A 22,236-nucleotide genomic window follows, 5' to 3' on the forward strand; every position below is an offset into this window, starting at 1 on the left:
AGGGTGCGGCCATAATAGCCGCTGCGATAGCCCAGACGGCCCTCTGTGCGCTCACCCTTGGATGCTCCAAGGGCTGCGTCCATCTCGGCCTCCAACGTTTGCTGGACAACCGCACGCACGAGTTCCTTCAAAACATCCTGTTCGCCTTCAAGAAGCCCTTTCAGTTCAGACGACGATAGAATAGAATTCTTCCTGACCATGGCAGACTCCTCCCGGAGTTGTGGATTGGTGGTACAACCCACACATGCCATGGTCTTTCTTTTTGCTGAAGATCCCGCACACTACCCCGTCTCCCTCGCCAGGGGGGATGCGACATTACGTCACACAGCTCCTTCTCATGCGGGCAAACAGTTCTGTTGCCGGAAAATCGAGACAAACCGCAAGACCACTCTCACGTCGTCCTTCTTGCCAAACAAGGACACTGCAGCTACGTGAGTTGATAGTAAACCCGGGAGTGGCTTATGATACCGTTTCTTGCTTCATGGAAATTTCTGAAGTCGTGGCAGAAAGTCCTGATTTCAATCTTCAGTTGCCTTGCATTGTACGCTGCGTTCGGTTTTTTTCTTCTCCCCCCGATTGTCCGATACGTTCTTGTGGAAAAGGTTTCCCCGGCACTGCACCGTTCTGTTGACGCTCGAGAAATCCGCTTCAATCCCTTCACGCTGACTGCCGACATCACGGGTTTCACCATCGCTGAAAAGGATGACGATGGCCAGTTCGTGGCCTTCGACGCCCTGCACGCCGACCTCGAGCTCAGCTCTCTGATTCGCCTGGCCATCGTCGTGCGCGACCTGAAACTGGACGGTCCGCGCATCAATATCCGCCTCGACGGGGAAGGCCGCACCAACTTCGCAGATCTGCAGGGCGACACGCAGGAGACAGGCTCCGAAAAATCCGCGCCCCTCATCGTGCCCCTGATCATCGAGCCCATCTCCATCGGCAACGGCACCATCATCTTCGAGGACCAGGCCCGGGGCGTGACGCATGTCGTCGATGAAATCAATTTCCTGGTGCCCCAGTTCTCCTCGCGCAAGAAGGACTGGACGACCTTCATGACCCCGACCCTGTCCTTCCGGGCCAACGGAGCTCCGTTCAACCTCGAAGGCAAGACCATCCCCTTCGACGATTCCCTGAAGACCGAGTTCGAACTGAACGTCATGGACCTCGGCCTGCCCCAGTACTGGGCGTACGCACTGGCCAACGAAAACCTCCAGTTGGCCAAGGGAACCTTGAGCCTCGAAAACAAGCTCGTCTTCGAGCGGCACGAGGACAGTTTGCCGACCTTTTCCCTGCAGGGCACCGTCACCGGGCGCGACATCGAACTGACGGACAACGGGGAACCCGTCCTCTCGGCGGCCAGCACGGAAATCGTCCTGGACGACATCTCCATCCTGAACCTTGAGCTCGGACTGCGCTCCGTCAGCCTGGAAAGCCCGTTCATCAAGCTCGTGCGCAAAAAGGACGGCAGCCTGAACTGGATGGGCTACTTCACCCGCGAGCCGGCCCCGTCAAACGCGACAGCGGCAAACGGCAGCGTGTCGCCGAAAGCGGAAAACGCCACCGCGGGAACCGAAATCGCGGCAGCCGGAATGGGGAACGCCACGCAAGCCACGGCCAACGCGACCGCGCAGGCGGGCAACGCCACTGCCGCCGAAACTGCGCAACAGCCAGCCAGGACTCTGCTCCTGCAGATTCCCGAAGTGCGGCTCACGGACGGCCGTGTCCTGTTCAGGGACGAGACCATGCCCACCCCCTTCACCAAGGAAGTGCAGAAGCTTGACGTGACCGTCACCGACCTGAGCACGGCCGCCAACGCGACCACCCAGGCGGCGGTGCGGGCCCTGACGGCCGACGGCGAGGAGATCGGCGTGGAAGGGTCCTTCTCCGTCTCACCCATTCAGGCCAAGGCCCGCGTCGAGGCGCGCAATCTCGACATCCCCTCCTACTCGCCCTTCTTCCGGGACGCCCTACCCATGACCCTGGCCGCGGCCAAGGCCGACGCTTCCGTAAACCTGATCCTGGACACCGCCAGCGCCGCCCCGCGCCTGGAAAATTCCAGGGTCGAGGTGCGCGGGCTGGCCCTCAAGGCCAAGGGCGACGCGGGCGACGTGCAACTCGGCAAGACGGCTTTGGACGGCATCTTCGTCGACATGGCCGGGCGCGAGGTCCGTACGGGCGTCCTCACCCTGGCCGACGCATCCGTAACCACGGGCGTGGACGCCGCAGGCCGCGCGACCCTCGTGGCCGCCCTGGCCGCGCCCTCGACATCGGCCCCGACCAAGCCGGCCGGCAACGCCGCGACGAGCGTTGCGCCGGCCTGGAAAATCGCGAGCGGCGGAGCGGCCGTGTCCGATGTCCGCCTGCTGCTGTCCGGAAAGAAGGATGCCCCGATCCGCGTTAGCGCCCTGAAGGTCGGCCCCGTGAACGTGGACACGGCAAAGACGGCCGTGACCGTCGGCCCAGTGGACCTGTCGCTGAACCTCGACGTCGTCCGCGAGAAGGACGGGGCCATCGACCTGGCCAAGCTTTTCGCCCCGCAGGAATCCGCCTCCGGCAAGCCTGCGCCCAAGAGCTCCTCCCCGGCCTGGAGCGTTGCCGTGGAACAGTTCTCCCTGTCCGGGTCCGGCGTCTCCCTCACGGACCAGACCCTTGCCCAACCCTCGCACTTGGAGGTGGACCAGATATCCGTCCTGACGAAAAACCTGTCCACGGACTTGGCCAAGGCCATCCCCCTGACCCTGTCCTGCCGCGTGGAGGAAACCGGGACCATCAAGGCGAGCGGCGACATCGTGCCCTCGACCATGATCACCAAAGGGACCATCGATCTCTCCCGCATCCCCCTGTCCGTGGCCTCGGCCTACGTGGCCGACGCAGCCTCGGTGGATATCCCGTCCGGACGGCTCGGCGGCAAGCTGAACTGGCGCATGGGCGGCAAGGGCAAGGACCAGCTCTCCGGCTCCCTGAGAATCGATGACCTTCGCGTCACGGAAGGCCGGTCGAAAGCGGAAATCCTCGGCTTCAAGGCCCTGGACGTCTCGCAACTCGCCCTGCAGCTCTCACCGCTGGCCCTGAGCATCCGGGAAGTGGAACTCGTGGAGCCGCGCGCAGGTTTCGTCATCGACGCCCAGGGCCGCACCACCCTGGACCGCATCGCGCCGCCTTCAAAGAAACCCGCCAAGACGCAGCCGCAGAAGGCGGAAAAGTCCGAAGGCCTCACGTCCCTGGACATCGCGAGCTTCGCGCTCAAACAGGGCCGCTTCACCTTCGCCGACCAGACTCTCTCGCCGCAGTTTGCCTCCGTCGTCTCCCCGGTGGACCTTAACGTGCGCGGCATCTCCCTCGACCCGCAGAAACGGGCGGAGCTCGAACTCTCCGCGGTCGTGGACGGCTCGGCGGCCGTCAACGCCTCCGGCTGGATCAGCCCCCTGAAGGACCCGGTTCAAACCAACAGCACCGTGACGCTGCGCAACCTCGACCTGGTCGGCCTCTCGCCCTACTCCGCGAAATTCATCGCCTACCCCGTGGCCCAGGGCCAGCTCGACTGGGACATGAATGTCAGCACCGACGGCAGTAACCTGGCCATGCGCAACGCCATCAAGGCCCGCCGGCTCGAACTCGGCGACAAGGTCGAATCGCCCGACGCGGCCGACGTGCCGGTCAAGCTGGGCCTGGCCCTGCTGCGGGACATGTCCGGCAACATCGCCATCAACCTCCCGGTCAAGGGCGACCTGAACGACCCGCAGTTCAGCATCGGCGGCATCGTCATGCAGGCTTTCCTGGGGCTTATCGTCAAGGCCGTGGCCTCGCCCTTCACCCTGCTGGCGAGCCTGGTGCCCGAGGGCGCGGGAGACGTGAGCAAGCTGGCCTTCCCTGCCGGGCTGGCCACCCCGTCCGAGGAAACCACGAAGGGAATACAGGCCCTGGCCGACATCCTGAAGCAGCGCCCGGGTCTGAGCATCTCCATCGTCGGGCGCGCCGACCCGGTGGCGGACCGGAAGGCCATGGCCGACAGACAATTCCGGCGCAAGCTGCAGGTCATCAAGTACGACGACCTGTCGCGCAAAGAGCGCGAGCAAACCGTGCCGGAGGAACTGGAGATCACGGACGAGGAGTATGCGGACCTGCTCTGGGAGGCCTACAAGGACGAACCCGTCGAGAAGGAGAAGAACGCCATCGGCATGCACAGGGAGGTTTCGCGCGAGGTGCAGGAAGCCAAGCTGCGCGAACTCATAAGCGTCACCGACGAGGATCTCGTCAGCCTGGCTGCGAGCCGCGCCGAATTCGTCAAGAACCAACTCGTACAGGTTCTCGGCGTGGAGGCCGGACGGGTGTTCATGGGCGGCTCCGGACCGCAGGCCCTGTCCGGCGGCACCGAGGTGACGGTGGAGATCAAAAGCTAGGGCCGAAGCGCTCAGGCTTCGAGGATGACTACGGCCACGGCGTTGTCGCGGCCGTGGGAGATGGAGAGGTGGGCGCGTGCCGCCCCCAGTTCGCGGAACCTGGCCTGTGCGGCGTTGTGGAAATGGATGGTCGGCTTGCCGAGGTCGTCGGAGCGCACCTCGATGTCCTGAAAGGTGACGCCCTGGCTGAAGCCCGTGCCCAGGGCCTTGGACGCGGCCTCCTTGGCCGCGAAGCGCGAAGCCAGGAAAGGGACGGCGTTGCCGGGCATGGCCGAGGATTCGGCCGCAGTGAGGATGCGGGCACAGAACTTCCCGCCGAACCTTTCATAGGAACGCGCGATCCTGTCCAGCTCCGCGATGTCGATGCCCACGCCGATGATCATGCCCCAAGCCGCCGATGTCTGCCCCGGGTCTCCGGGGTCATTGCCAGGAAAAAAAGCCAGACGGGCCGAACCCGTCTGGCTTTGTCATGCCATGGTTTCAAACCGTCCCAACTCAAAAAGGGGCGTCGTCCATGCCGCTGGCCTCGGACGGGAAGGCCGGGCCGAGATCTTCCTCGTAGCCCATGTTGCCGCCCTGGGCCGGGGCTTGGCCGCGCTGCTGATACTGCGGAGCCGGGGCGTAGCCGCCTTCGGACTGGCGGGAGTCTAGGCCGAGCACGCGGTCGGCCTTGATCTCGGTCGTGTATTTCTCGGCGCCGTCCTTGTCGGTCCACTTGCGGGTCTCGAGCTTGCCCTCGATGTACACGAGGCGGCCCTTGGACAGGTAGTTGCCGCAGAACTCGGCCTGCTTGCCCCAGACCACGATGCGGTGCCACTCGGTCTTCTCGACCTTCTGGCCGTCCTTGCTCGTGTAGGACTCGTCGGTGGCGACGGAGAAGTTGGCCACCGGCTGTCCCGAGGGGGTGTAGCGCATTTCTGGGTCGCGGCCCAGACGGCCGATCAAAATCACCTTGTTCAGACTCCCTGCCATGTCGTCTCCTCGTATGTTGTCGGCCGCCTACGGTTTGGCGACCCGCTTTTCCAGTTCGCCGAGGCCTTCCTCGATCCGGTCCGTGGCCTGATTGGCGGCCTGCGGATCCCAGTCGGCCAGTCGGGCCTGCATGTCCTTGACGTCCTTCACGACCCTGGGCAGCCCCTCTTCCAGGAGCCTGCGGACCTCGTCGGGAACGTCCCCGAACTGATACAGGTCATCGAGAGCCCTGACAAGTTCGAGGACACCCTTCATCTCGTGCGGGAACCCGGGCGTGTTGTCCTCGAAGGCCAGTTTCCACAGTAAGGGCCAGGCCTTACGGACATCATCCTCTGCATACGTATAGGCCAGGACGCGGACCTGCAGCACCCTGCCCATCAGTCCCGCTCCTCCCACTCGCTCTGGATGCGGCTGACGACCTCCTGGATCTGGCCCAGCTGGCTCTCGGGACAGACGCCGATGAGGGGGGCGTCGCGGTCCACGGAGTCGTTGGTCTCGAAGTAGACCGCGTAGATGATGCCGCCGGGACCGGCGTAACGCACCGAGGTTTCGCGCTTCATACGCGAGAGGATGAACAGTTCCATGCCGTCCTCGACGTGCACGGTCTGGCTGCCCTTGGTCTTGATCTTGATGTCCACTTCCGGGAAGAAGTAGTACTTGCCCTTCTCCGGCGCCAGGAAGAGGGACAGGGAGCGGCGCAGGATGCGGGCGATGACCTCCTCCTTGGTCAGGAAGTGGCGTATGGTCATGAGCTCCTGGCCGGCTTGCACGAACTGGCCGTTCCGCACGTCGCCCAGGAACATGACCTCGCCCTTCTGCGGGGCGTTGATGGGGCGCTTGACCTGCTCGCGTTCGAGCCTGGCCAGAAGCGTGCCCGGCACCTCCTTCCAGGTGCCGCCGGGGCCGACCACGCGCACCCCGGGCTCGCTGGCCACGAACTCCACCTTGCCGCTGTGGGGCGCCCGGATGACGATCTTCTCGTAGGGCTCCTCGCGCAGCTCACGAAGCAATTCTTTGACGTCTATCACGTACGACTCCTATCGGTAGTAAAGGTTGCGGCCGCCCATGGTCTGCAGGGACTGCACGAGGTTCCCGCGGATCTCGCGGCGGTCCCAGATGCCCTGGATGTGCCCGCGCGACAGGGCCTGGAAGGCGTTATGGTAGTTGGGCGGGATGTCCAGGCCGGTGGTCTCCTTGATGACGCCGGGGCCGGCGAAGCCGATGTTGGCCGAGCGCACGGCGAACTGGTACGGCGAGCAGCCCAGGAAGCTGGCTACGGGTCCGGCGTAGGAGTTGGTGTCGTAGAGGACCAGGTACAGGCCGCCGGCCTCGGTGTAGCGGCGCACGGCCAGGGTGCAGCGCGGCATCTGGATGACGCCGTTGACGCCTTCCTGGATGCGGATGCCCGCCGTGCCATGCACGTAGGACAGGAAGGGCAGCTGCTTCTTGCGCGCCCGCTCCATGGCCCGGATGAACTTCTCGCCCTCGGCCGCACCGACGCTGCCGCCGCGGAAGGCGCCCATGAACATGGCGACCATGACCGTGGTACCCTCAATGCGGGCCTCGAAGGTCATGCAGCCGCACTTGTGGCCCGTCTTGCGCTTGGCCTCGTCGAGCTTGAGATCGAAGCCCTCGAACTTGAGAGGGTTGGTGGACTCGATCTCCGTGAAGAGCTCGTAGATGGAGCCCGGATCGAAGATGTTGTGCAGGTACCACTGGTATTCCATGGGGAAGTGGTGGCCGCAGAAGCTGCACACGCCGGCCCACTCGCCGAAGAGGTCCGGGGCCCACTGGTCCAGGCAACCGTGCACGGCGGCGTTGGGACAGGGCAAGGCGCGATCCAGCTTGGCCTGGGGGCTGACGTACTGCCACTTGCCGCTGTTCTGGGCACCATCGTCCCAAACCGACAGGGAGGTCAGACCGGCCTTGTCCACGTCCTTCTTGTCCTTGCCGAAGGACAGCTTGGACGTGATGGCGTTCCAAAGCTTCGTCGAGCGCCCGACCACGACCTGCATCTCGGCGTGCATGTCCTCGGCCAGCTCCGTGACCTTCTTGTGCTGCTTCCCGAAGAGGTCGTAGCGGAAGTAGGAATAGAGGGAGGAGAAGAGTTCGCTGGTCCACTCGCTGCCGCGGCTGAACCAGTGGCGCTTGTCGAGGTAGGCGTGCTGGGCCATGCGACGGAACTTCATGTAGCGCGTCCAGAGCAGGCGCTCCTTGGCGCGGGTATTGAGGCTCCAGCGCACGTACACGTCGGCGCCCTTGTGGCGCTTCAGGGCGATGGAACGGAAGAGGCGCATGCCGCTGACGTTCAGCACGATCTCGTCCGTGGAGGCGATGACGGATTTGCGCAGCTTGCGGAAGAAGTCGTAGTGCTCGGGCCGGGCGCCAAGCTCCGGCTCATTGATCTTCCAGTCGATGTAGCCGTTGGCGCGGTTGTCGTCGGCCGTGATCTTGAGCTGCTTGGCGCAGTGCTCGATGAGCTTCGCCTCCGCGCGCTGCCCGCCGCGCAGGCGCCCTTCAATGGCCGCCGCGCCCTCTGGCGAGATGACCGAGTAGTAGCCGTGGGACATCATGATGCGCGTGTCGGCCAGGCCGATGGCCTCGGCGCCGCCGGAGCCGCCCTCGGAGATGACGGCCACGATGGGCACCTTGAGCCCGGCCATCTCGTAGAGGTTCTTGGCGATCTGCTGCGCCGCCCCGGGGTAGTCCTCGATGGGGTAGGAGCCCGGCGTGAAGATATAGGTATGGATCGGGATGTTCTCGGTCTCGGCGACCTTCATGTAGTGCAGGGCCTTGGCGTTGCCCCAGGGCTTGACGGAGCCGCCGTTGCGGAACTCCTGCCCGTGCCCCTTCTCCTGGCCAATGACCATGACGGCCTGGTTGTGGACCTTCTTGCCGCGGCGGCGGGTGATGTAGGCGCGGGCGATGAGCATGCTCGGGTCGATGCTGTAGTCGTCCTGGCCTCCGATCTCGGTGTAGTTGTCGTAGACGTTCTCGAGGATGTCCTTGAGGCAGATGCGTTGGGGGTGGCGCACGATGCGCACCTTGTTCATGGGCGTCAGCTCGCGTTCGAGCTTCTTCTCCAGGAACTTGAACAGCTCCTCCAGGGTCTCCAGCTGGCGGATGGCCTCCTGCTTGGGCAGGCCGGGCTCGCGGGCCACGTATTCGCCGAGCTTGGCCTCCAGCATGGCCACGTTGGCGTTCTCGTCGGGTCCGAATATGTCCAGAATGTACTTCAGGCGGTCCCGAAGCTCCTGTATGCGTTTTTCTATATCCATAATGAGTGCGCGAATGCCTCGCAGGCTTGGGTTATGCCGGAATTTCCGGCGTCGCTTGAGCGCTTAATCAGTTTCCGGCGCGGTCGAAATCAGGGCGCGATGCGGTGCCCTAGAACGCCAGGATGGTTTCGGTCTTGCGCTTCAGGAAGTCGATGTTGGACTTCAGGGCCTCGCCCGAGGCGTTGACGCCTTCGAGCTTCAGGGCGTTCAGGAACTCGACGCCCCTGGCCTTGGCCTCGGCCAGATCCTTGCCCCAGATGATGGCCAGGGCCAGGTTGGGGTCGAAGTCCGTGGGGATCTCGTACTCGCGGTCCGTGGGCACCTGGCTGTGCAACTTGAGCCATTCCTGCTCGGGCCAGCCGAAGGAGGTGATGCGGCCGACCCACGGGGCGAACTTGTTGTCCGGGTCCTCGGCGATGATGCGGTATTCGATGCCCACGCCGTTCAGGGCGATGTCCTTCTGGGAATAGCCCAGGGGTGCGCCCAGACCCACCCGGATCTGCTCGGCGATGAGGTCCACGTCGCCCTTGCCCTTGATGGTCGCGATGCGGGCGGAAACGCCGTTCTCGACCTGGATGCGCGTGTTGACCTCCATCAGGAACGGCTGGCCCGTGGGGCTGACGATCCATTCCCAGGTGCCGACGTTGTCGTACCCGGCCTCGCGGGCCATGCGCAGGGAGTATTCGGTGATGTCTTCGAGGACCTTCTTGGCGTCGAAGGCGTAGCGCAGGGAGGACGGGTCGAAGCCGGGCGCGACCTCGATGCGCTTCTGGTGGCCCAGGGACTGGACCGAACAGTTGCGGGTGCCGAAGTGGACCGGATTCTGGCCGGTGCGGTCGGACACGACCTGCACTTCCAGGTGGTTGAAGTCGAAGATGCGCTGTTCGATGAGCACGCCCTCGTCGCGGAACTGGCGCTTGGCGTAGTTCTTGATGCGCCGCAGGGTGCTGCGGAACTTGTCGAGGTCAGCCACCTCCTCGATGCCCATACCGCCGCCGCCGGCCGAGGCCTTGACCAGGATGACGGGGTTGTTGATCCCCTGATCCTTCTGGAAATCGAAGAGGGACTTGGCGATGTGCTCGGCCTCGAGGTCGTCGGTCACGGGCTTGTCCGAGCCGGGCACCGTCGGCACGCCGAGCTTGCGGGCCAGGCGCTTGGTGTTGATCTTGTCGCCGAGCTCGCGGATGACCTGCCAGGAGGGTCCGATGAAGATGAGCTTGCGCTCGCGCTGCACCACGCGGCGGGCGAAGCGATAGTCCTCGGCGAAGAAGCCGTAGCCGGGGTGAATGGCGGTGGCGCCGGCCTGGTCGGCCACGGCGAAGATTTCGTTGGCGTCGAGATAGGAACTGACCCGGTACAGGGACTCCTCGCCACCGAGCTTGCGGGCCAGGACGCAGTGCTCGCTGTGCCTGTCGGGCTCGGTGAAGAGCGCCACGAAGGCATGGCCCAGCTTGCGGCAGGCCTGCATGATGCGGATGGCGATCTCACCGCGGTTGGCGATGAGAATCTTATGTTGTCTGGGTTCGCTTGAGTTCTTCATGTCTGCAAGAGCCTTTTTCCTCGGATGGTCTGTTGGGCGTTGATTAAAGGGCGGAAATCCGCCACAAGGCCGGACCCGCTTATATGCATAATCGCATCGGAGCAAGCCTTGCGGGCCATGTTTCCCCCGGTGGACGGGCCGCGAGGCGCCAGGCAGGCAGTTTTGACAAGGAGTTGCAAGAGCGCTCCGATATCGTCTATGGTCAAAACGCCGTTGCCAGACTCACGTGCGATTGCTCCGACCGGTCTTACGCTCCTACACCAACGGTCTTTCCGCTGTCCAGATTCATGGGGCGACCGGTTCAACTCATCGCTAACCCTTCTCAAACGCAAAGGATTTCGACCATGCAGCAACGGATGGAAGACGTGAAGAAAGCCGCGGACAGCATCGCAACAGCATGTCCCGAAGCGCCGAAGACCGCCCTGATCCTCGGCAGCGGCCTGGGCGACTGGGTAGAGGAAGGCTCCATCCGCCTGCGCATTCCCTACGCGGACATCCCCGGCTTTCCGGTTTCGACCGTCAAGGGCCACGCCGGCGCCCTGCTCCTGGCCGACGTCCAGGGCACGCCCGTCTTCGTCCTCTCGGGGCGCTTCCATCTCTATGAAGGATACGACGCCGGGACCGTGACCATGCCGGTCCGCGTCCTGGGCTTACTTGGCGTCACGACCCTGATCGCGACCAACGCGGCCGGTGCCCTGCACCCCCTCTTCGCCACGGGCGGGCTCATGGTCCTGACGGACCACATCAACATGACCGGCCACAACCCCCTGACGGGCCCCAACATCGAAGCCTGGGGGCCGCGCTTCCCGGACATGTCGCAGGTCTACTGCCCCGCCCTGCGCGAAAAGGCCATGCAGGCCGCCCTGCGCTGCGGACAGCGCCTGGAGCAGGGCGTCTACGTCGCCGTGGCCGGACCGAGCCTGGAGACGCCGGCCGAGACGCGCATGCTGCGCATCCTGGGCGCCGACGCCGTGGGCATGTCCACGGTGCCCGAGGCCATCGTCGCCCGCCACATGGGCATGAGGGTGCTTGGCATCTCGTGCCTGACCAACAAGAACCTGCCGGACTGCATGGCCCCCACCTCCCACGAGGAGATCCTGGACCAGGCAGGCCGTTCAGCCGCCGCCCTGGGCGCGCTGCTGCGCGCCCTCATCCCCAACCTGGGAGGATGACATGGCCGAACACACCCATCTGCTGGCCGAGATCAAGGAAAACATCGCCCGCAAGGACCCCATCAAGGCCCGGCTGGTGCTGGCGTACCTCGAAAACGTGGACCGATCCCTGCGAGAGCAGGTCCTGGGGACATTCCGTTCGGCCGATCCTGATTTCGCCGTACCCATCCTGGCCAGGTTCATGTCCGAACACCGCGACATGGTCTCGGAACTGCCCGTGGTCCGGGAAATCCTGGCCATGAAAATCCTGTCCCAGCCGGACCTCGTTTCCCGGGCGATCCGCGACCCGCAGACCCCGTTCCGCAAGACGTACATCGCCATGGCCGCGGAGCTGCGTCTGGAATCCGTGGTCGGCGACCTGATCGACGCGTTGCTTGCGGCCTCGGACGTGGAGGAGATCAACCAACTCATTGAAACCCTTGGCGAGATCGGCGACCCGACGGCCACCACCCCCTTGAGCGATTTCCTCTACTCCGGGAACCGCACCCTGATCATCTCGGCCACCAAGGCCCTGGGCAAGCTCGGCACGCCCACGGCCATGCTGCGGCTGGCCGAACGCATGGGCACGGACAACCAGCTCGACCTCCTGATCCTCGACATCTTCGCCAAGGTTCAGGACGCCATTTCCCTGGACAAGCTGAACGAGGCCATGCGCTCCCACTATGCCCACCTGCGCAGCTACGCCAAGAAGACCCTGGCGGCCATCGGGCCCAAGGCCGTGCCCCTGCTGACCGAGAACCTGCTCTTCGACGACGCGGACCTGCGCGTGCACACCCTGAACGTCCTGGGCGACATCGGGGACCCGGCCGCCATCGCCCCCATCCGCAAGCTCCTGCACAACCACCCCGAAGACGCCAACGTGCGCTTCGCCGCCTACGAGGCCCTGGGCCTCCTGCCCCTGGACCGGGGGGCCTACGTCCTGACCCAGGGGCTGGGCGACCCCGTCGAGCACGTCTGCATCGCCGCGGCCAAGGCCATCGACCGCAACTTCAACGAGATCATGGCCGCCGGGATCAAGAACCTGGCCGGCGCCCGCGACGAGGACGCCCACCGCATCATCCGCACGGTCATCAGCGCCCAGGCCAGGAGCATCTTCCTGAGCCTCATGACCGAGGAGCGCTTCCAGGACATGGCCGTGGCGCAACTGACGAAATCCCACAAGGACATCCGGGATTTCTTCTACGCCGTGCTGAAGGAGCAGGGGTACTCGGAGCTGGCCCTCAGGCTGCTGGCGCCCGAGACGAAGAAGGCCGCCGCCCGCAAGCGCATCTGCGCCGTGGACGACTCGCGCATGATCCTGAACATCTACAAGTCGACCCTGCACGAACTGGGCTTCGAGCCGGTCCTGTTCGAGTTCCCGGCCGGCGCACTGGAGTGGCTGGAGAAAAACAGGCCGGCCATGGTACTGACGGACCTGAACATGCCCGACATCACCGGCATCGACCTGGCCAGGGCCATCCGCAGGAATTTCCCCAAGGAAGAGCTGCCGATCATCATGGTTACCACGCAAAACGAGGCCAACGACAACCGCGCCGCCCTGGAGGCCGGAATCAACGACATCACCCACAAGCCCTTCACGGCCGAAAGCCTGAAGGCGGTGATCAATAAATTCCTGTAGGCATTCCGGATCGTGACCGCTCTGCGGCGCCTCGAAGGATGCAAGACATGGAGCAAGAGGCAACCACCCCGCCCTGCGGGCACCCCTCCTTGGCAGGAGGGGAGTCGGAGCTGCTGCCGGCGAATCTTGTCACGCTAAGCTAGCAATGACGGATGTGGAACAACTGCATGGCGAGGAGTCTTCGACATGGCAATCCACCTTCGTTCTTCGGATCACAAAACAACACGAGAGACAAGGATCTTGAATCTCCCCCTGCCAAGGGGGAGTACCCGAAGGGGGAGGGGGTATTCCCCCTTGACTGACCATCCGCCGCCCGAGCGAGACGGGTCGTGTCGAAAAAAATCACCCCAACCCCAGGCGCTTCAACTTCTCGCGCAACGTCTTGCGGTCGATGCCCAGGATCTCGGCGGCGCGGGTCTTGTTGTCGCCCGTGCGGGCCAGGACGGAGCGAATGTGGTCCGCCTCGACCTCGGCCAGGGTCTTGTCGCCGTGGCGGGAGCGGGTGATGGTGAAGCGCATGGACTCGGGCAGGTCCGTCACGTCGATGACCGGGCCGTCGCCGATGATGACCAGCCGCTGCAGCAGGTTCTCGAGTTCCCGCACGTTGCCCGGCCAGGCGTACTGACGGAAGGCTTCGAGGGCCTCGTCCGTCAGGCGCGGCACCTCGCGGTTCATGTCCGTGGCGAACTTGTGCAGGAAGTGGCTGGCCAGCATGAGGATGTCGTCGCCGCGCTCGGCCAGCGACGGCAGCCGGATCTCGATGACGTGGATGCGGTAGAAGAGGTCTTCGCGGAACAGGCCCTGGTCGACCAGGCGGCGCAGGTTCTTGTGCGAGGCGGCGATGATGCGGGTGTCCACGGTGCGGATGCGCGAGGAGCCGACCATGGAAAATTCCTTGCTCTGCATGACACGCAGGAGCTTGGCCTGCAGGCTGGGGCTCGCGTCCCCGATTTCGTCGAGGAAGATGGTCCCGCCGTTGGCGATCTCGAAGAAGCCCGCCCTGCTCTCCTTGGCGCCGGTGAAGGCGCCCTTGACGTGGCCGAAGAGCTCGCTCTCCAGCAGCGTGTCCGGGATGGCCGAGCAGTTGACGGGCACGAAGGCGAATGCGCGACGGTCGCTGTTGTAGTGCACGGCCCGGGCCACCAGTTCCTTGCCCGTGCCCGATTCGCCGGAAATGAAGACGTTGGCGCTGGTTCCCGAGGCCTTGCGGATGAGGGCGAAGACGCCCTGCATCTCGGCGCAGTCCCCGATGATCCCGAAATTCCCGGCTTCCTGCTTCTCGTCGTGGGCGGCACGCCTGCGGGCCTGCTTGTCGAGGATGCGCCGCACCGCGGCCAGCAGCTCCTCGCCCGTGAATGGCTTGGCCAGGTACTCCCCGGCCCCGTCGCGCATGGCCTCCACGGCCCCGCTCACGGACGGGTAGCCGGTGATCATCATGATCTCCGTGTCCCGGAAATTGTCGCGCACGTGTTTGATGAGTTCGAGGCCGTTGGCCCTGGGCATCTTGTAGTCCGTGATGATGAGGTCCACGGGCGTCTCGTCCAGGAAGGCCCCGGCCTCCTCGACGCTGCCGCGGGTATGGACCTCGTAGCCGGCCGCGGCCAGATTGCGCGAGATGACCTCGAGGGTGGCCGCGCTGTCGTCCACGGCCAGGATGGTCGCACCCTTGTCCTGCATGTCCTGTCTCCTCATTGCCCGGCTTCCGGCGCGTCGGTCCCGGCGCCGCCGGCCGCCCCGCCGCCTCCGGGACCGTCGGGGGCCGTCGCTCTGCACGGGAAGGTGATCTCGAAACGCGTTCCCCGGCCCGGCTCGCTCTCGACCTCGATGACCCCGCCGTGGGCGGACACGATGCCATGCACCACCGCAAGCCCCAGCCCCGTCCCCTGGTCCACGTCCTTGGTCGTGAAGAAGGGGTTGAAGATCTGCCGCCGCACCTCCGGGGTCATGCCCACGCCCGTGTCGCCCACGGCAAGGTAGACGTCATCCTTGAAGGACTGGGTCTGGATGGTCAAGACGCCGCCTGTCGGCATGGCGTGAATGGCGTTGACCACCAGATTGACCATGACCTGCTTGATGTGCTGCGGGTCGGCCATGATCGGCGGCAGGCCCTCGGTCAGGTCCGTGCGCACCTCGACCCGGCCGCGGGAGGCGCTCATCTCGATGAAATAGAGGGTGTCGCGCACGACCTGGTTCAGGTCCACCAGGTTTTTCTGCAGGGGCACCTTGCGGCCGAAGATCATGAGCTTCTTGATGACCTCGCGGCTGTGCAGCGCGGACTTGACGATGCTGTCCAGATCCCTGGCGACCTGCGCGGGGAGCCCCGGCGTCTGCGCCGCCAGCTGGGCGAAGCCCAGGATGTTGGCCAGGGGCTCGTTCAGCTCGTGGGCCACGCCGGCCGCGAACTGCCCGATCTTGGCCAGCCTGTCGGCGTGTTGCAGCTGGCGCTCCAGATTGCGCCTGGTGGACAGGGCCTCGCGCTTGGAGATGATCCAGCCCACGTGCTTGGCCAGGGCGCGGAGCAGCTCGGCCTCCATGGGCAGGAAGGACTTGCCGTCCTGGCCGCACCCGTCGAGGCTGACGCTCAGCCGGCCGCGTTTGACGCGCTGCACGAAGACGTCCTCCCCGAGACGGCAGGCGGCGTCGGCCTGGAAATTCCCGCTGAGCATGATCTCGCCGTCGAGCACGAGGCGCACCCCCGTGGACTCCGGGTACTGGAAAGACGGCGGGATGATGCCCAGGATCTCCCGCAGGATGTCGGGCAGGGGACTGTCCATGTCCGAGGAAACGATGCGGTTCATGGCGTGCAGGCAGGACAGCTCCTTGTTCAGGGCCACCAGCCGGTCGTGCTCGTGCTGCAGCTGGTGTTGGCGCTCGACGTGGGCCGTGACGTCCTGCCCCACGCACAGCACGCTGACCAGGCTGCCGTGGGAGTCGTAAAGGGACTTCATGTTCCAGTCGATGTAGACCTTGCTCCCGTCCCGCGCCCGCAGGGAGCCCTTCATGAAGCCCATGCTGCCGGCCCGGACGATGTCCTCAAACAGGACGCGCGCCTGCTCGCGACGCTTGGCGTCGACGCAGGACTCGAACCAGTCCCGGCCGGCGAGCTGGCTGATCTCGAAACCGGACACCGCCTCGAAGCGGGAATTGCCATGGATGATCCGCCCCTTCTCGTCCAGGGTGATGACGATGCCGTGGCTGAGCTCCATGACGGTGTTGTAGTATTCGGACAGGTTCATGCTTCCTCCGGGAATCCCCAACCCACCTAGCAGAGGCGGCCACGCCCGGCCAAGCAAAAAACGGCGCGACCTCGGGAGAGGCCGCGCCGAAGATTCCGACTGTAGCCGGACAAAGGGTTAGTGGCCGCTGATCTTCAGGCCCCAGCCCTCGAAGACGAAGAGGATGCCGAAGCCGTACCACATGGTGTAGATGACGTAGAAGGCCAGGGAGAAGAACACGATGCCCATCTTGTCCTTGATCTTCTCCGGCACCACCTTGTAGTAATTGTACGCTGTCTCAACTACTTTTGCAGCTATATTGACGGCGACCTTGGCCTCGGAAAAGGCCTTCTGCTTCTTCAGCTGACGATCAAATCCGCCCAGGATCGCGTTCCAATTGTACAGAGCGAGCCTGTCGTCCATGCCTTCGTACGACGGATACTTGGCCTTCAGTGCTGCGGCGTCGTTGTGGTACATCTTGTCCGAATCATCCAGACAAGCATTCAGGATGGCCAGATAGCTGCCCTTTACGGTCAGGCTCTTGCCCTGGGCCTCGGCCATGGCGCCCGCGCCCGTGATCAGAACGACACTCTGAGCGGCCTGCGCCTCGGTCTTCAGTTCCATGGTCACATCGACTTGAAAATCGCCAACACTCTTGACCTCTTCCCTCAGGTTGTCCACGTAGTAGGCCGAACCCTTGGAAATGGAGTTGTAAAGGTTGTCGAGGTAGGCCATGGCGTTGTGCCCGTCGAACAAGGGCTGAAACATGGCGAACAGGACGATGAAGAAGACCACCAAGAGGGCGAGGCCTCCGTTGAATTCCTTTTTATTATGAATCATATGATCAATCCTTATACTTCAGAGTCTTGATATTCTTGAAGAACGCCCCGAATACCCAGATGCCGAACAAGGCGATGACGATGAAGAACAAGTACATGCCCACCGTGTCCATGACCTTGGCCGCGCCACTCATGGACGCGGGCAGGACTTCCATGCTGACCAGTTTCTTGGGCAGGGCGAAAAACCGGTTCACGAAACCGGCCATGACCGAAAGGGCGAAGAAGCCGCGGATGGTGATTCCGGGCACGACCTTGGTGACCAGCGCGCCGACCTGGATGCCGGCCAGTGAACCGAGCAGCATGCCCATGGCCAGGGTGTAGAAGATGAAGCCGTAGATGGCGTACTGGGTGATGGCGCCGTAGCCGGCGGTGAAGACGATCTGGAAGATGTCCGTGCCGACGGTGGTCAGCGACGAAACGCCCAGGATGTAGACGAAGATGGGGAAGGTCAGGAAGCCGCCTCCGACACCCATGATGCCCGCGGCCATGCCGACCAGCACGCCGGACAGGACCAGGAAGAGCCAGGAGATCTTGCGGCCGCCAGGAATGAGGCCCTGGTCGAAGGAGACCATGGGCGGCAGGTTCACGGCCTGCAGCTTCTGTGCGATACCGGTCATACCCGCGCCTTCCTTGGTGTCATGGGCGCCGCCGGCATGACCGGCCTTCTTGGCGCTCCAGTAGTCGTACATGCCGTAGAAGCCCAGGAAACCGAGCATGACCGTGTAGACCACGGTGATGAAGGCGTCGCTCAGTACCGGGTTGATGTTGTAGAGCGCGCGGTTGATGCCCGCGCCCACGGTCGTGCCGACGATGGCGCCGATCAGGAACACGAAGGCCAGGGGAACGGACACGTTGCCCATCTTGCGGTGCAGGACGGAGCCCATGATGGCCTTGGCGAAGATGTGAAAGAGGTCGGTGCCGACGGCCAGAATGCCTTTGACGCCCGCGCTCATGAGGGCCGGGGCGATGATGAAGCCGCCGCCCGCGCCGATGCAGCCGGAGATCAGGCCAGCGCCCACGCCGACGAAGATCGACACGCAAAAGATGAACAGGCTGTAGTAAGACGGGCTGTAGGCCTCCTTGCCGCCGATGGCGCTCGGCAGGGCCTGCCCGATCTCATCGGCGAAAGCCCACCCGCCCAGAATGCAGGGAATGAGCAGCAGCGCCAGCAGCCAGATCCGTTTCTTGTCACCCAGGATAATTCGGGCGTTTTCCACTTCCCACCGGGCAAAGGACCGTGAGCCCTCCACCATGAATGATCCCCAATCTTTAAAGAATCCCATACGTGTTTCCGCCTCCTCTTTATCGCAATTTCCCGAAATGTATACGGATGGTCACACCATCCCGTTCCCCTCTCCCGCTTTCTTCCTCCGGGCGCAGGCCTCCCGGATCTTGCCGACGAGCACTTCGAGTTCCACCGGCTTCATCAGATAGTCGAACGCTCCCATGGCCATGCCCGAAATGGCGACCTCCATGTTGCCGTGCCCGGTCAGCATGAGCACCTGCACCTGGGGAAAACGCATCTTGAGCTCCCGCAGGACCTGGATGCCGTCCATGTCCGGCATGCCGACATCGAGAACCACCGCGTCGACGGGCTCCTGATCGAGGAGCCTCAGCCCCTCGGGGCCACTGGTCGCCTCCAGGACCGAGAACCCCCGCCGGCGAAGCCGCTTGGCCGTGGCGGCCACGAAGTGCGCTTCGTCGTCTATAAGCAGGATTCTGTCCTCGGCCATTCCAACTCCTTCAGCCTCTGCGGCTGGCGATCTCCCGGACCCGCGCGTCGACGATCTTCTCTTCGTGCCGCCGCTTCTTCTCCACCGCTTCCTTGACCTTTTCGACCAGCACATCGATGCCGCAAGGCTTCATGAGGTAGTCCCAGGCCCCGAGACGGAGGCCGTCGATGGCCGATTCCACGGTGGCGTTCCCGGTCAGCATGATGACCTCGACCAGCGGGTACTGCTGCTTGATGAGCCGCAGCACCTCGATCCCGCTGCACCCGGGCAGCTTCACGTCAAGGATGACGACCTCTATTTCGCCGTGTGACGCAAGCTTCTGCATGGCTTCCTCGCCGCTGCCTGCGTGAAACACCTCCATGCTGCGCATGGTCAGGCGCTTCCTCATGATGTCGACGAACTGCGCGTCGTCATCAACCAGCAAAATATTGGCGTCCGTCACATACCCCTCCTTGAACGATTTCACCACCGCACGGGAACGCGGTCCTCAGCGCCCTGTTTCCGGAAAAGCAACGCCTGTGCCAAAAAAACGGCGAAAGGACGAACGATCCTCATGCGGCACAAACGGCCAGAAGACCTAACTATCTGATTTTCTGAAAGGCGAATTGCGGCATTCGTGGTCGCGACGGATATGCCGAACCCAGACAGGACGGAAACGGAGGATACGGCGAGGGACAACCGGGGTATTTCGCCCCACAGGTGCATTTCGCCCCACACCGGTCTACAGAACAGGCAATGCCCTGAAAACAAAGAGGATATTCACAAATACGGCATCCTGCGGGGCATTTCGCCCCACCGCCGCAGACGAAAAAAAGCGGGGGGGGGCCGCAGAAAGGCGGCCCGGGAAAGAAAAACGAAGAAAACCGTGCGGAAAGCTCGGAACTTCGGACTAAGCCTGGGCCAGGGCCTTCTCGACGGCTTCGGCCACCTCCGCCCCGGTCAGGGGCTCGCCGGTCTCGAACAGGGCGCGGTGGACATTGATTTCGCGCATGACGCCGATATGGTCGCGGTCCACGAACTTCTTCCAGACCTCCATGCACTTGTCGAGCTGGTCACGGCGGGCATAGGCCAGCCCGAGATAGAGGCAGGCCAGGTACTCGTTCGGTTGCTGCTTGTGGACCATGAGCAGGGTGTCCTTGGCCTGCATGTATTCGCCGAGATGATAGTGGCACAGCCCCTGCCGGATCCGGGCCTCCTTGTGCGCCCGGTTGGCCTTGAGCACCTCCTTGTACAGGTCGCGGGCAGCGGCATAGTCCTTGCGCACGTAGGCCGCATCGGCCTCCCCGATGTCCGCGCCGATGCCGGACACGGGCTTGTCGCCGTCGGCCTCGCGCAGGCGGCGGACCATGCCGAAGAGAAGATCGCGTCTGGAAATCATGGGTACCTCTATTTATAATGATGATGCTGCAATGGACGTGCAGGCCTCGACGAGCCGAGATATGCCATCGGCATTCCCGACGGCGGAGGGCATGGATTCCCGCCTTCGCGGGAATGACCCGGAGGCGTTGCGGTCGGCCGGGATGGTCTCTGCATGGACCTGTGCCCATTTCGATGTCATTCCCGCGAAGGCGGGAATCCATGCCTTTCTAAGCCGCCCCCGAGACACACAATCCCCGCTCCATTCACCAGACACGCAAACACGACGTATCTGCGAGCCTTCCGAACCACAATCCCGCGTCTCCTCGGTTCCGTCCGTTCCCGACCCGGCGCCCCGAGAACCGCGGTGATCGCGCCGCGCTGTTGACATTCCAAGGATTCCTTACCATGAAGAGCCACTTCATTGTGAGAAAACCGGCACAGCCCGAAATTTGTATTCCCGGAGGAGACAATGTTCAAGAGACTTCTCGCCTGCCTCGCCGTCCTGCTTCTGTGCGCCGCCCCGGCCCTGGCCCAGCAGGCCAAGACCTTCGCGGTTCTCCCCTTCGGGGTGCATGGGCCGCAGGAGTACCAATACCTGAGCCAGGGCATCCAGAGCATGCTGACCACCCGCCTGACCTGGCCCGACAACTTCACGCCGCTCGACGCGGGCGCCGTCAAAAAGAGCGTGGCCACTCCACCCGCCGACGCCACCGCGGCGGAGAAGATCCGCCAGACCCTGGGCGTGGACTATCTCGTGTGGGGCTCCCTGACGATCATGGGTCAGGAATGCAGCCTGGACGTCAACACCCTCGACCCGGCCGGCGCCAACCAGCCCCGCCCGGTGCAGACGCAGCTGAACCAGGTCATCCCGACCCTGGAGACCGTGGCCGCGGACATCAACGCCCAGGTCTTCAAGCGCCCCGAGACGGCAACGGCCGCGGCCCAGCCCGTGGCCAAGCCCATGAACCAGGCCCTCATCGTCAACGAAACCCAGTCCGGCACGGCCTACGCCAACCCGTCCCTCAAATACGAAGACGCAGACACCTCCATGGGCCGCTGGCGCAGCCAGACCCTGTCCTTCGCCTCGCGCGGCATGGTCGTTTGCGACGGCGACGGGGACGGGAAGAATGAAGTGTTCCTCATGACGGACAGCTCGCTTTTCGCCTACCGCGTGACCAACGGCGAGATGCGGCAGGTGGCCGAGCTGGAATTGCCCAAAAACCGAAACTACGTGCGCCTGAACAGCATCGACCTCAACCGTGACGGACGGCACGAACTGGTCGTGTCCAGCGCAATCGATCAGAAACCTTCGTCCTTGATTGCGGAATTCAACGGCAATTTATCCATCACCGAGGACAATATCCCCTACTTTCTGGGAGTGCTAAACATGCCCCCGGCCTTCACACCGACACTTGTCGGTCAGGGCGTGGGTAAAACCAAGTACATGCAGAGCAGCATCCACCAGATGGTCAAAACGGGCGGAAAATTCGAACTGGGCCCCGCCATCAGCCTGCCCATGGGCGGCAACGTTTTCAACGTGACGTTCCTGCCCTTCGAGGACAGTCACCAGATTCTCATGATCGACGATTATGACCGCATGCGCGTGTTCAGCGCAACCGGCTCGCTGCTAACGGTGACCGAGGAGACCTATGCCGGCTCGAACCTCGGCGTTGAATACCACCCGGCAGCGCTGGGCCTGAAAGCGCCGGACGCCAAGCATTCGCCGCAATACACCGTCTACATCCCCCTGCGCGCCATCCCGTGCAACCTGGACAAGGACAACCGTTTCGAGTTGATCATCAGCCGCAACATCTCCGTCTCGGCCCAGATGTTTTCCAACTACCGCGACTATCCGCAAGGCGAAATGCACAGCCTCTACTGGGACGGTGTGGGCATGAGTCTGCAATGGAAGACCTCACGCATCAAGGGAACCATTGCGGATTACGCCCTGGCCGACCTGGACAACGACGGGGTCCTGGATCTGGTTGTCAGCGTCAACTCCCACACGGGCATGACCGGCACGGCGCGAAAGAAGACCACCGTCGTGGCCTATCCGCTGGATCTGTCCCAGTCCGGCGGCGAAATTCAAAAAACTGAACAGTAAAAAAAT

At 63.7% G+C, this 22,236-nt stretch carries 18 protein-coding genes; 4 read left to right on the top strand and 14 right to left on the bottom strand.

The genetic code is table 11. The features are described from left to right. The coding region (locus G394_RS0106665) for a transposase (RefSeq protein ID WP_028577166.1) at nt 1–200 on the bottom strand (200 nt) is incomplete at its 3' end. Between the two features lie 261 nt (nt 201–461). On the opposite strand from G394_RS0106665, the gene G394_RS0106670 reads away from it, so the two are divergent. Further along, nucleotides 462–4,400: a DUF748 domain-containing protein gene (locus G394_RS0106670; protein WP_084435410.1), complete on the top strand. Its 3,939-nt coding sequence runs from the start codon at nt 462–464 to the stop codon at nt 4,398–4,400. A gap of 11 nt (nt 4,401–4,411) precedes the next feature. On the opposite strand, the gene G394_RS0106675 is transcribed toward G394_RS0106670, so the two are convergent. From G394_RS0106675 to G394_RS0106700, 6 genes are all read right to left on the bottom strand, one after another. After that, on the bottom strand, nt 4,412–4,783 hold the full coding sequence (locus tag G394_RS0106675) for a holo-[acyl-carrier-protein] synthase (RefSeq protein WP_028576996.1): 372 nt from the start codon (nt 4,781–4,783) through the stop codon (nt 4,412–4,414). 112 nt (nt 4,784–4,895) lie between these two features. Continuing rightward, the gene (locus G394_RS0106680) at nt 4,896–5,372 is read right to left on the bottom strand and encodes a single-stranded DNA-binding protein (protein ID WP_028576997.1); all 477 of its coding nucleotides are present in this window, start codon (nt 5,370–5,372) and stop codon (nt 4,896–4,898) included. Between the two features lie 27 nt (nt 5,373–5,399). After that, nucleotides 5,400–5,750 carry a hypothetical protein gene (locus G394_RS0106685; protein ID WP_028576998.1) on the bottom strand — a complete coding sequence of 117 codons (351 nt, stop codon included), beginning with the start codon at nt 5,748–5,750 and terminating at the stop codon, nt 5,400–5,402. Further along, entirely contained in the window at nt 5,750–6,400 is a 651-nt protein-coding gene (locus G394_RS0106690; RefSeq protein ID WP_028576999.1) for a biotin attachment protein, read from the bottom strand. Before G394_RS0106690 ends, G394_RS0106685 begins: the two co-directional genes overlap by 1 nt. 9 nt (nt 6,401–6,409) lie before the next feature. Then, a complete protein-coding gene (locus G394_RS0106695; RefSeq protein ID WP_028577000.1) occupies nt 6,410–8,650 on the bottom strand; it encodes a carboxyl transferase domain-containing protein in 2,241 nt (746 codons plus the stop codon). Between the two features lie 109 nt (nt 8,651–8,759). After that, a complete protein-coding gene (locus G394_RS0106700; protein WP_028577001.1) occupies nt 8,760–10,190 on the bottom strand; it encodes an ATP-binding protein in 1,431 nt (476 codons plus the stop codon). A gap of 344 nt (nt 10,191–10,534) precedes the next feature. Between G394_RS0106700 and G394_RS0106705 the strand changes: the two genes are divergently transcribed. Further along, nucleotides 10,535–11,362, top strand: a complete 828-nt coding sequence (locus G394_RS0106705) for a purine-nucleoside phosphorylase (RefSeq protein WP_156902497.1) — start codon at nt 10,535–10,537, stop codon at nt 11,360–11,362. A 1-nt stretch (nt 11,363) separates the two neighbouring features. Continuing rightward, nucleotides 11,364–12,980: a response regulator gene (locus G394_RS0106710; RefSeq protein ID WP_028577003.1), complete on the top strand. Its 1,617-nt coding sequence runs from the start codon at nt 11,364–11,366 to the stop codon at nt 12,978–12,980. A 342-nt stretch (nt 12,981–13,322) separates the two neighbouring features. Here the strand turns inward: G394_RS0106710 and G394_RS0106715 are convergent, their stop codons facing one another. From G394_RS0106715 to G394_RS0106745, 7 genes are all read right to left on the bottom strand, one after another. Then, the gene (locus tag G394_RS0106715; RefSeq protein WP_028577004.1) at nt 13,323–14,657 is read right to left on the bottom strand and encodes a sigma-54-dependent transcriptional regulator; all 1,335 of its coding nucleotides are present in this window, start codon (nt 14,655–14,657) and stop codon (nt 13,323–13,325) included. A gap of 11 nt (nt 14,658–14,668) precedes the next feature. Beyond that, nucleotides 14,669–16,216, bottom strand: a complete 1,548-nt coding sequence (locus G394_RS18275) for a PAS domain-containing sensor histidine kinase (RefSeq protein ID WP_084435412.1) — start codon at nt 16,214–16,216, stop codon at nt 14,669–14,671. Between the two features lie 117 nt (nt 16,217–16,333). Continuing rightward, entirely contained in the window at nt 16,334–17,035 is a 702-nt protein-coding gene (locus G394_RS0106725; protein WP_028577005.1) for a hypothetical protein, read from the bottom strand. 4 nt (nt 17,036–17,039) lie between these two features. Beyond that, a complete protein-coding gene (locus G394_RS0106730) occupies nt 17,040–18,317 on the bottom strand; it encodes a sulfite exporter TauE/SafE family protein (RefSeq protein ID WP_028577006.1) in 1,278 nt (425 codons plus the stop codon). A gap of 51 nt (nt 18,318–18,368) precedes the next feature. Further along, nucleotides 18,369–18,767: a response regulator gene (locus G394_RS0106735; RefSeq protein ID WP_028577007.1), complete on the bottom strand. Its 399-nt coding sequence runs from the start codon at nt 18,765–18,767 to the stop codon at nt 18,369–18,371. Between the two features lie 10 nt (nt 18,768–18,777). Continuing rightward, on the bottom strand, nt 18,778–19,209 hold the full coding sequence (locus G394_RS0106740) for a response regulator (protein WP_028577008.1): 432 nt from the start codon (nt 19,207–19,209) through the stop codon (nt 18,778–18,780). Nucleotides 19,210–19,656: 447 nt separating this feature from the next. Further along, nucleotides 19,657–20,145 carry a tetratricopeptide repeat protein gene (locus G394_RS0106745; protein WP_028577009.1) on the bottom strand — a complete coding sequence of 163 codons (489 nt, stop codon included), beginning with the start codon at nt 20,143–20,145 and terminating at the stop codon, nt 19,657–19,659. Between the two features lie 450 nt (nt 20,146–20,595). On the opposite strand from G394_RS0106745, the gene G394_RS0106750 reads away from it, so the two are divergent. Then, nucleotides 20,596–22,230 carry an FG-GAP-like repeat-containing protein gene (locus G394_RS0106750; RefSeq protein ID WP_028577010.1) on the top strand — a complete coding sequence of 545 codons (1,635 nt, stop codon included), beginning with the start codon at nt 20,596–20,598 and terminating at the stop codon, nt 22,228–22,230. Nucleotides 22,231–22,236 lie beyond the last annotated feature (6 nt).

The organism is Desulfomicrobium escambiense DSM 10707 (assembly GCF_000428825.1).
Taxonomy (GTDB): Bacteria; Desulfobacterota; Desulfovibrionia; order Desulfovibrionales; family Desulfomicrobiaceae; genus Desulfomicrobium; species Desulfomicrobium escambiense.

Bases quoted from the DNA above. Each gene is read 5' to 3' on its own strand.
- G394_RS0106735 (WP_028577007.1), bottom strand. From the start codon at position 18,767: ATGGCCGAGGACAGAATCCTGCTTATAGACGACGAAGCGCACTTCGTG.
- G394_RS0106730 (WP_028577006.1), bottom strand. From the start codon at position 18,317: ATGGGATTCTTTAAAGATTGGGGATCATTCATGGTGGAGGGCTCACGG.
- G394_RS0106705 (WP_156902497.1), top strand. From the start codon at position 10,535: ATGCAGCAACGGATGGAAGACGTGAAGAAAGCCGCGGACAGCATCGCA.
- G394_RS0106745 (WP_028577009.1), bottom strand. From the start codon at position 20,145: ATGATTTCCAGACGCGATCTTCTCTTCGGCATGGTCCGCCGCCTGCGC.
- G394_RS0106725 (WP_028577005.1), bottom strand. From the start codon at position 17,035: ATGATTCATAATAAAAAGGAATTCAACGGAGGCCTCGCCCTCTTGGTG.
- G394_RS0106670 (WP_084435410.1), top strand. From the start codon at position 462: ATGATACCGTTTCTTGCTTCATGGAAATTTCTGAAGTCGTGGCAGAAA.
- G394_RS0106700 (WP_028577001.1), bottom strand. From the start codon at position 10,190: ATGAAGAACTCAAGCGAACCCAGACAACATAAGATTCTCATCGCCAAC.
- G394_RS0106680 (WP_028576997.1), bottom strand. From the start codon at position 5,372: ATGGCAGGGAGTCTGAACAAGGTGATTTTGATCGGCCGTCTGGGCCGC.
- G394_RS0106675 (WP_028576996.1), bottom strand. From the start codon at position 4,783: ATGATCATCGGCGTGGGCATCGACATCGCGGAGCTGGACAGGATCGCG.
- G394_RS0106750 (WP_028577010.1), top strand. From the start codon at position 20,596: ATGTTCAAGAGACTTCTCGCCTGCCTCGCCGTCCTGCTTCTGTGCGCC.
- G394_RS0106695 (WP_028577000.1), bottom strand. From the start codon at position 8,650: ATGGATATAGAAAAACGCATACAGGAGCTTCGGGACCGCCTGAAGTAC.
- G394_RS0106710 (WP_028577003.1), top strand. From the start codon at position 11,364: ATGGCCGAACACACCCATCTGCTGGCCGAGATCAAGGAAAACATCGCC.
- G394_RS0106685 (WP_028576998.1), bottom strand. From the start codon at position 5,750: ATGGGCAGGGTGCTGCAGGTCCGCGTCCTGGCCTATACGTATGCAGAG.
- G394_RS0106715 (WP_028577004.1), bottom strand. From the start codon at position 14,657: ATGCAGGACAAGGGTGCGACCATCCTGGCCGTGGACGACAGCGCGGCC.
- G394_RS18275 (WP_084435412.1), bottom strand. From the start codon at position 16,216: ATGAACCTGTCCGAATACTACAACACCGTCATGGAGCTCAGCCACGGC.